Origin of the sequence: Marichromatium bheemlicum (genome assembly GCF_012276755.1) — a bacterium.
In the GTDB taxonomy this organism is placed as follows: Bacteria; Pseudomonadota; Gammaproteobacteria; order Chromatiales; family Chromatiaceae; genus Marichromatium; species Marichromatium bheemlicum.
Window position 1 is genome coordinate 337,303 of the sequence record NZ_JAAXKX010000002.1, and the last position, 9,682, is coordinate 346,984.

General features: G+C 68.5%; 8 protein-coding genes. 2 read left to right on the forward strand and 6 right to left on the reverse strand.

Features of this window, described 5'->3' with window-relative positions; all coding sequences use genetic code 11:
* Positions 1-113: 113 nt before the first annotated feature.
* Together adk and htpG are read right to left on the reverse strand one after the other, a co-directional pair.
* Entirely contained in the window at positions 114-773 is a 660-nt protein-coding gene (gene adk / locus HF203_RS03185; protein WP_168666486.1) for an adenylate kinase, read from the reverse strand.
* A 185-nt stretch (positions 774-958) separates the two neighbouring features.
* Positions 959-2,878: a molecular chaperone HtpG gene (htpG, locus tag HF203_RS03190; protein ID WP_168666488.1), complete on the reverse strand. Its 1,920-nt coding sequence runs from the start codon at positions 2,876-2,878 to the stop codon at positions 959-961.
* 303 nt (positions 2,879-3,181) lie between these two features.
* On the opposite strand from htpG, the gene HF203_RS03195 reads away from it, so the two are divergent.
* The gene (locus tag HF203_RS03195) at positions 3,182-4,816 is read left to right on the forward strand and encodes an alpha-D-glucose phosphate-specific phosphoglucomutase (RefSeq protein WP_168666490.1); all 1,635 of its coding nucleotides are present in this window, start codon (positions 3,182-3,184) and stop codon (positions 4,814-4,816) included.
* 539 nt (positions 4,817-5,355) lie between these two features.
* Complete coding sequence (locus HF203_RS03200; protein WP_168666492.1) at positions 5,356-5,838, forward strand: Crp/Fnr family transcriptional regulator; 483 nt, start codon at positions 5,356-5,358, stop codon at positions 5,836-5,838.
* 92 nt (positions 5,839-5,930) lie between these two features.
* On the opposite strand, the gene HF203_RS03205 is transcribed toward HF203_RS03200, so the two are convergent.
* From HF203_RS03205 to HF203_RS03220, 4 genes are all read right to left on the reverse strand, one after another.
* Positions 5,931-6,530 (reverse strand): HvfX family Cu-binding RiPP maturation protein, encoded by a 600-nt coding sequence (locus HF203_RS03205; RefSeq protein WP_168666494.1) that lies wholly within the window; start codon positions 6,528-6,530, stop codon positions 5,931-5,933.
* A complete protein-coding gene (locus tag HF203_RS03210; protein ID WP_168666496.1) occupies positions 6,523-7,563 on the reverse strand; it encodes a diguanylate cyclase in 1,041 nt (346 codons plus the stop codon). The genes HF203_RS03205 and HF203_RS03210 overlap by 8 nt, the downstream gene beginning before the upstream one ends.
* A 5-nt stretch (positions 7,564-7,568) precedes the next feature.
* The gene (locus HF203_RS03215; protein ID WP_168666498.1) at positions 7,569-8,375 is read right to left on the reverse strand and encodes a substrate-binding domain-containing protein; all 807 of its coding nucleotides are present in this window, start codon (positions 8,373-8,375) and stop codon (positions 7,569-7,571) included.
* 63 nt (positions 8,376-8,438) lie between these two features.
* A partial coding sequence (locus HF203_RS03220; RefSeq protein ID WP_281349773.1) for a penicillin-binding transpeptidase domain-containing protein occupies positions 8,439-9,682 on the reverse strand: 1,244 nt, incomplete at its 5' end.

A 9,682-nucleotide genomic window follows, 5' to 3' on the forward strand; every position in this document is an offset into this window, starting at 1 on the left:
GGAATAGTAACAGAATCACCGCCCCTGCACAGACCCCGGACCGTGCCGCAGAAGACGCGCACGATCCGGAGCGGCCGATCACCATCGTCGCCGACAGCGGATCGGCGGTGAGCTCAGCGAGCCTCGAGCCCGTTGAGGATGCGGTCGCGGATCTCCTCGACCGAGCCGATACCATCGACCTTGAGATACTTGGGCGCGCCCTCGCCACCGGCCTCGGCCCAGCCCGAGTAGTAGCCGATCAGCGGCTCGGTCTGCTCATGATAGACCCCCAGGCGTGCCTTGACCGTCTCCTCGCGATCGTCGTCGCGCTGGACCAGTGCCTCACCGGTGACATCGTCCTTGCCTTCCTCACGCGGCGGATTGAATACCACGTGGTAGGTGCGACCGGAGGCCGGATGGACACGACGGCCCGACATCCGCTTGATGATCTCGGCGTCGGGGACGTCGATCTCAACCACCGCGTCGACGAAGATGCCGCTCTCCTTGAGCGCATCGGCCTGGGCGATGGTGCGCGGAAAGCCGTCGAACAGGAAGCCACCCTGGCAATCCTCGGCGTCGATACGCGCCTTGACCATGCCGATGATGATGTCATCGGACACCAGCCCGCCCTCGTCCATGATCTTCTTCGCCGCCTTACCGAGCTCGGTGCCCTGCTTGACGTGGGCCCGGAGCATATCGCCGGTGGAGATCTGGGGGATCTTGAAGTGTTCCTTGATGAAGCCGGCCTGGGTGCCTTTTCCGGCACCCGGGCCGCCAAGCAGGATGATGCGCATGACGCTCCTCATTCTGGTTGCGATTGAAAAACATTGATCTTGAGTGTGCCACAGCCGGATCGGGCAGGACTACAGCCAGACCCACGGCCTGGCGTGACACCCATCGATCGGGAGGGGCGACGCGCGCGAGGCGCGTCGAGATGGTGGGACGATCACCGCGACGAACGCGGTGATCGCAGGTGATATCAGCCGCCGCTGACCATCATGTTGAGCATCAGCTTGTTGAGCCGACCGACGAAGGCGGCCGGGTCCTCGAGCTGACCGCCCTCGGCGAGCTGGGCCTGATCGAACAGCACCATCGCCAGCTCGGCGAAGCGCTCGTCATCGGTCTCGGCCTCGAGACGCTTGAGCAGCGGGTGCTCGAGGTTGACCTCGAGCGTGGGCTTGGTCTCGGGGGCGTCCTGGCCGACCGATTTCAGCACCCGCGCGAGGTTGGCGCTCATATCGTGCTCACCGACCACCAGACAGGCCGGGGAGTCGACCAGGCGGGTGCTCGCGCGTACCGTCTCGACCTGCTCGCCGAGCGTCTGTTTCATCTGCTCGAGCAGCGAGCCGTGCTCCTCCTCGGCCTTCTCCTTGGCGGCCTGGTCCTCGGCGTCGGCAAGCCCGCCGAGATCGAGGTCGCCCTTGGTCACCGACTGCAGCGACTTACCCTTGTACTCGGTGAGGTGGCTCACCAGCCACTCGTCGACCCGATCGGAGAGCAGCAGCACCTCCACGCCCTTCTTGCGGAAGACCTCGAGGTGCGGACTGTGGCGCGCTGCGGCAGGGCTGTCGGCGGTGATGAAGTAGATCTTCTCCTGCCCCTCCTGCATCCGCTCGATATAACCATCGAGCGACTCGCGCTGGGCATCGCCCTCGCTCGCGGTGGTGGCAAAGCGCAACAGCCCGGCGATACGCTCCTTGTTGGCGAAGTCCTCTGCCGGCCCCTCCTTGAGCACCCGACCGAACTCGTCCCAGAAGGCGCCGTACTTCTCCGGCTCGTCGCGCGCCATCGTCTCGAGCACGCCGAGCACGCGCTTGGTGTTGGCCTGACGGATGGTGTCGATCTTGCGGTTGTGCTGGAGGATCTCGCGCGAGACGTTCAGCGGCAGGTCATCGGCGTCGACCACGCCCTTGACGAAGCGCAGATAGTGCGGGGTGAGCTTGTCGACCTCGTCCATGATGAAGACGCGTCGCACATAGAGCTTGACGCCATGACTCTGGTCACGGTCCCACAGGTCGAAGGGGGCGCGCTTGGGTACGAACAGCAGCGAGGTGTACTCGTTGGTCCCCTCGACGCGGTTGTGCGAATAGGTCAGCGGCGCCTCGAAGTCGTGGGCGACGTGCTTGTAGAAGTCGTGGTACTCCTCCTCGGAGATCTCCGACTTGTTGCGCATCCACAGCGCGGTGCCGCGATTGACCTGCTCGTACTCGGGGGCCGCCTCCTGCTTCTCCTCGGCCTCCTCGCCGTAGTGCTCCTTGCGCATCTCCACCGGCAGCGCGATGTGATCGGAGAACTTGGCGATGATCGAACGCAATCGCCAGCTGTCGAGAAACTCCTTCTCATCCTCCTTGAGATGGAGGATGACGTCGGTGCCGCGACCGGCCTTCTCGACCGTCTCCAGGCTGTAACTGCCGCGACCGTCGGACTCCCAACGCACCCCGTGCTCGGCGCCGAGCCCGGCGCGACGCGAGACCAGGGTGACGCGGTCGGCGACGATATAGGCCGAGTAGAATCCGACCCCGAACTGACCGATCAGGTTGCTGTCCTTGGTCTGATCACCGGAAAGGTTCTCGAGGAAGCGACGGGTGCCCGAGCTGGCGATACTGCCGATGGTCTCGGTGACCTCCTGACGGGTCAGGCCGATACCGTTGTCGGAGACGGTCAGGGTGCCGGCCTCGCGGTCGACCTCGACGCGGATACGCAGCTGCGCGTCACCCTCGTACAGAGCGTCATCGCTCAGCGCCTCGAAGCGCAGCTTCTCGGCGGCGTCGGAGGCGTTGGAGACCAACTCGCGCAGGAAGATCTCCTTGTTCGAGTAGAGTGAGCGGATCACCAGGTCGAGTACCTGACTGACCTCTGCCTTGAACTCCAGGGTTTCCTTGTGCGCTTCTACTGTCATGCTTGTCGTGTACCTTGAGGAATGAAGATCGTTTGCGAACCAGGGGTTCGAGTCATCCGGCAGGGTCCGTGCCGGGCCATGCCGGTATTGTCGCACGGCGACGGGGGGATACAATGCCCGGACGGCGGAGCGCCAGCGCTGGCCGCCCCGGGATGGGCGCCCTGAACCTGCGCGACCCATAGGGATCGAGCCCTCGCCCCGCCACCGCATCCCCGCCATGGGAGACGTGTACGGCTCGGCGAGCGCCGAGCACGACCGTACCAACCAGTGACGGCATCTCCCCCACCAGTCAAGGGTCTGAAGATGGAACCGCAAATCATCGCCACCACCCCCTTCGAAGGTCAACGCCCCGGCACCTCGGGGCTGCGCAAGAAGGTTCGGGTATTCGAGCAACCGCACTATCTCGAGAACTTCGTCCAGGCGATCTTCGACACCCGCCCCGAGCTCGTCGGTGGAACCCTGGTGGTCGGTGGCGACGGACGCTACTACAACCGCGAGGCGATCCAGACCATCCTGCGTATGGCCGCGGCCAATGGCGTCGCCCAGGTGCTGGTCGGGCGCGGCGGACTGCTGTCGACCCCGGCGGCCTCTTGCATCGTGCGCAAGCACCGCGCCCAGGGCGCGATCGTGCTTTCGGCCAGCCACAACCCCGGTGGCCCAGACGCCGACTTTGGCATCAAGTTCAACGCCGCCAACGGCGGCCCGGCGCCGGAGTCGATGACCAGCGCCATCCATGTCCGCACCCAGGAGATCACGCGCTATCTCACCCTCGACAGCGCCGCTGTTGATCTCGACCAGATCGCCACCCTGACGCTCGGCGCGACCCGTATCGAGGTCGTCGACCCGGTCGCCGACTACGCCGAACTGATGGCCTCGCTGTTCGACTTCGACGCCATCGCCGGGCTGTTCGCCTCGGGCGGGTTCCGCATGCGCTTCGACGCCATGCACGCGGTCACCGGCCCCTATGCCCTCGAGATCCTCGAGAACCGGCTCGGCGCCGAGGCCGGCACCGTGCTCAACGCCGAGGCCCTGCCCGACTTCGGCGGTGGCCACCCCGACCCCAACCTGACCCATGCCGCGGCCCTGGTGGCGATGACCCGAGGCATCGACGGGCTCGACTTCGCCGCCGCCTCCGATGGCGACGGCGACCGCAATATGATCCTCGGGCGCGACTGCTTCGTCACCCCCAGCGACAGCCTCGCGATCCTCGCCGCCAACGCCCATCTCACCCCCGGCTACCGCCAGGGCATCCGCGGCGTGGCCCGCTCGATGCCCACCAGCCAGGCCGCCGACCGGGTCGCCGAGGCGCTCGGCGTCGAACACTTCGAGACCCCCACCGGCTGGAAGTTCTTCGGCAACCTGCTCGATGCCGGACGCATCACCCTGTGCGGCGAGGAGAGCTTCGGCACCGGTTCGGACCATCTGCGCGAGAAAGACGGGCTGTGGGCGGTGCTGTTCTGGCTCAACCTGCTCGCCGCACGTGGCCAATCGGTCGCTGAGATCGTCACCGAGCACTGGCGACGCTTCGGACGTGACTACTACACCCGTCACGACTACGAGGGCGTGGCGCTGGAGGGCGCCGAAGGGCTGATGGCGGCGCTGCGCGAGCGGCTCCCCACCCTGCCCGGCCAGCCGCTCGGCGCGCACCGCGTGGCACGGGCCGACGACTTCGCCTACACCGACCCGATCGATGGAGGACGCGCCGAGCACCAGGGCATCCGTCTCTGCTTCGAGGACGGCGCACGCATCGTCTACCGCCTCTCCGGCACCGGCACCGAGGGGGCGACGCTGCGTGTCTACATCGAGCGTTTCGAGTCCGACCCGGCACAACACCAGCTCGATCCCCAGGTCGCACTCGCCGGGCTGATCACAACCGCCCGCGAGCTGGCCGAGATCGAGTCACGCACCGGCCGCGCCGCCCCCGATGTCATCACCTGAGCCAACGACACCTGGGCGACGCCGCCCCGGCGCGGCCCTCTCGGTCACCGCGCCGACAGCACTCGAGGTGGTGCCGCCGCTGCGATGACTCGCCCCCGAGCCAGCCGCACCCGCGGCGCGTCATGGCGAGGGGGCCGCACCTCGATCAGGGCATCGGCGCAACGACTACCCCGGGGCGGTACGGTCATCATTCGGAGGACGCAACGGGCCATGATGTCACCTCCCGTCGCCTACTGGCGACAGCAGCAACCCGCCCCGTCGCCCCACCCCGAACCCTCGCCAGATTGCCACGACCGCGCCCGGCGCAGTTGCAGCAAGACAGCTCGAACCAGTAGGATTCAGCTCAGATTTCCCCATCACGGACAAGGGCCTGCGATGGCCTGGACGGCGCTGCACACCGCGCACTGACCGCTTCCCGAGACGCCTGTATGCGCCCTGCGGATGACCGGAGCGCAGGCCGGCGACGTCCCGGGGAGCAACCGGACCAACGGGCTGCCGACCGGCATCCCCACGTATCTACAGCACGCGGAGCTATTACAATGAGCCAATTCGACAAGACCCAGGCGCTCAAGCACTCGACCCTGGGCGCCGAACTCGACGACGCCGAATGCGCCGTCCTCGCCGAACGCATGGGTGAGGTCGCACTCAGCGACGGCGAGACCCTGGTGAAGGAGGGCGAGGCACGCCAGACCCTGTTCCTGCTCGGGAGCGGCAAGATGGACGTGATCCGCGACCAGGGCGGCGCCGAGGCCCGACTGCACCGCATGCGTGCCGGCGAGTGTGCCGGCACCCGCGCCTTCGTCGATGGCTCGACCCGCAAGGCCGCACTACGCGCCGTCGGCGAGGCCCGGGTGCTGACCCTGGAGCCGGCTGATTTCGAGTCCATGCTCGAGGAACACGCAGGCATCGTCTACAAGGTGATGCGCGCGATCTTCCGCATCACCCACGCCAACCTGATGCGGATGAACCAGGAGAGCGCCGAACTCAAGAACTACGTCGTCCGCGCCCCCGGCCGCTACTGACCGGCGCGCCGCACGGCGCCCGCCCTGACGACACCGCCGGGGCCTCGCCCCGGCCGACTCATCAAACCTGCCGCAGCGATCCTGGGCGCCACTCAACGATCATACAGACGTCGCGCAATCCAGTGATCGAGGCTCACCCAGCGCCCGGCGCCGCAGAAGAAGAGCGCCAGCAGCATCACGAAATAGGTCGCGGCGAACTCGATCCCGTTGTTGAGCATCACCAGGCTGCCGTACTCGGTCAGCCAGGCATAGTCGCCGTGCGCACGCAGGATCTCCTTGGCCTCGGCCAGGCGCTCGACCGCGGCCAGGGTCCGCTCGGTGGCAAACAGCGAGCCACTGCCCTCGGCGATCGCCAGCCAACCGTTGTGCCAGTGCACGGTGAGCGCGGCGACTGCCATGGTGACCATCAGCGGCACCGCCACCCAGCGCACCCCGAGCCCCACCACCAGCAGCACCGCCCCCAAGGTCTCGGTCCCGGCGGCGAGCGCGACCATCAGCACCGGCGCCGGCAGCCCCAGCCCCCAGTCCGGATTGCCGAACCAGGCCACGGTGTCGTCGAAGTTCGCGAACTTCTTGGTTCCGGCCATCCACAACACCGGGGCCAGATAGAGGCGCAGCGCCAGTGGCGCGAGAAAGTCCAGCGCCCGGGTTACATCCAGCCATCGCTGCAAACGTCTCACCAGATCAAGCATCAGCCCCCTCCGCACCGGAATCGACACCATCACCCTCGCACCAGCGATTGCGCCCGGCGCGCTTGGCGCGATACATCGCCGCATCAGCACACCCCACACACGCGTGCAGCCCATCCCCCGGCATGCAACCGCACACCCCCAGACTGATGGTGATCGACTGCGCCAACCCGAAATCATGCGCGGCGACCAGCCGGCGCAGCTTCTCGACCAGGGTGCGAGCCATCGCCAAATCGGTATGGGTGGAGAGGATCAGGAACTCCTCCCCACCCCAGCGCACCAGATAGTCGCTGGCGCGCACATGTCGCGACACCAGCCCGGCGAGCTGACGCAGCACCCGGTCACCACAATCGTGGCCGTGCCGATCGTTGACCCGCTTGAAGTGATCGATGTCGAAGATGACGATCGACAACTGCAGGTGATGACGACGCGCCCGCGCCGACTCACGCTCGAACAGCGCCTCGACCACGTGACGGTTGAGCAGGCCGGTGAGCGGGTCGTGCTCGGCCAGATAGCGGATGTCGCGTTCGGCGCGGCGCAGCCGAGCCAACGGATAGCGACACAGCAGCGCGACCCCTACCCCACCGATCAGCGCCAGCACCAGCGCCAAGAGCAGCGAGTCACGCAGCAAGGGACGCAACGAGGCCGAGGTCTCCAGCGCGCCGACCGGTCGACCGGCATCGAACAACCACTGCCGATGGGTCGACAACGGCGCCGGCAACGGCGTACCGATCTCGACCACGGTCTCCCCACCCTCACTAGACACCACCTGCCGCACCGCGACACCGCGTACCTGATCGCGCAGCAGCCCTGCGATACGGCCCTGTTCATAGGCCCAGAGCTCGGGGTTGCGCGCGATCACCTGGCGCATCAGTTGCTCGGCGGTAAGCAGCGAGAGGGTGGTGAGGTTACCGTCGAGATAGCGACGCTGGACATCGAAGTGAATCACCGGCACGGCCAGCGCCATCACCACCACCAGCGTCACCACCACCAGCTGCAGCAGGTCGGCGAGACTGCGGCCACCCTCGGGAGGCACGCTCTTCAGCTCCCTGGACGCGGCGATAGCAGCGCCCCATTGGCCTCAAGCACGGCCCGACCGGCGGCCGAGAAGACGAACTCGACGAAGCCCCGGACCCGCTCGTCGGAGGCCGTGGCAAGCACCAGGGCGAACTCGGCGGCCAGCGGATAGCGCCCGGCGGCCAGCGCCGCCAGGGTCGGCGCCTGCCCGCCGAGACGCAGTACCCGCAACGACAGCGACTCGGCGGCCCACTGCGCCCGGCTGAGATAGCCGAAGCTCCCCGGGACCCGGTGCAACACCGCGGCATTCTCCTGCGCCGTCAGCGTCACCACCAAATCGGTACGTGCGAAGGCCTGATCGAGCGCCGCATCGAGCCGTGGGTCGAGCCGGCGCAGCAGCATGGTCTCGGCATCGTACTCGGCGCGCAGCACCGGACGGCAGGGGCTGGCGTCGGGCCAGGTGACACGCTGGCCACGATAGATCGCCGCCAGCTGCGCGATGTCCAACGCGTCGGCGGTAACCTCGGGATGCGCGGCAAGGAGCAGCGGGGTACGGGCGAAGATCACCACTTCGCCAACCTGCTGGCGTTCCGCAACGCTCAGCGCACGCCCCGCCAAGGCGATATCGAGATGACCGTCGACCAGTGCCCTTACCCCACCCCCTGTCCCCAGACTCGGCAGCACTTGGGGGCGCTCACCACAACACGCGCCGTAACCTACGGCCAGCGCCTCGGCAAGCCCCAACGCACCGCCGGTACCACCGATGCGCAAGGGCTCGGCCACACCCATCACCGTCCAGATCATCGCCACCACACCCAGCCACCGCCACACATCGTCCTCCCCGGACAGCGCGCACTGTTTGGTTGCGAGTATAGACAGCCGCGCCACGACAGCTCATTCGAGCCACACCCGCACCCGGTCACTCTCGCCCCGGGCATCGACCACCGCGAGATCGACATAGCCCGGCTCGCGCGGCCACCAGTCCAGGGTCCGGGCGACGGGCGCACGCCCGATCGGCACCCCGTCGGCAAACCACTGGAAGGGCGCCCGCCCCTCGTGCACCCGCAGCCGCAACAGCGCCGCCGCGCCGGGCGTATCGAGCCCGAGCGCGACCCGCGACCCGGCCGGCGGATAGGCGATGTGCGGCCCCGCGCGCGGCAACCCCGCGAGCGTCAGCGCCGGTGCCGGCGCGCGCGCCGGGGGCAGCACCGGCAACGGCGAGCCCGGCCCCAGCCGGGCGAAGACATCGCGCAACAGCGGCGCCGCCGCACCGGCGCCGGTCAACCCGGGGACCGGCGCGCCATCGGCGCGCCCGACCCAGACCCCGACCAGATGACGCCCGTCGTAGCCGAGCGCCCAGGCGTCGCGATGACCGTACGAGGTCCCGGTCTTGTGAGCGATCCCTCGCCCCAGCGCGGTGCCCGCCGGCGGCGCGGCGGCGAGGATGGCGCCGACCCGGCGCGCCGCCCCCGCCGCGACCAGCGGTGTGGCCGATGACATGGCCGGCGCCGCGCCGCGCCGGTGGTGCAGCGCCAGCGCTCGACCGTCGTTGGCGAGCGCACCATAGACTGCGAACAGCTCCTCGAGCGAGAGCCCCACCCCACCGAGCGCGAGCGCTAGCCCCAGCCGCGCGCCGGGCGGTAGGTGCGGTGCGACGCCGACGCGATGCAGCCGCCCGAGCAGGCGCTGCGGCCCAACCCCCTCGAGCAGGGTCACCGCCGGCACGTTGAGCGAGCGCTGCAGCGCCCGCGCCACCGGCACCCGCCCCTGGTAGTCGCGATCGAAGTTGCGCGGTGCATAGCCGTGGAAGTCGCGCACGCGATCCTCGATCCAGCCGGCCGGGTCGGCGACCCCGGCCTCGAAGGCCAGGGCATAGATCAGCGGCTTGAGGGTCGAGCCCGGCGAGCGCACGGCCCGGGTCATGTCGATCCAGCCGCGCCGCCCCTGATCGAAGGGCGCGGCCGCGCCGAGGTGGGCGAGCAGGGTGCCGGCGCGATGATCGGCGACCAGCAGCGCCACCGAGACCCGAGGACCGAGCGCCCGGGCACGCGCCAGCGCCAACGGCTCGAGCCGTGCCTGCAGCGCACCGTCGAGGGTCAGGTGGTGGGAGGCGCGCGCCGGCTCGGCCCGGTGCAGCC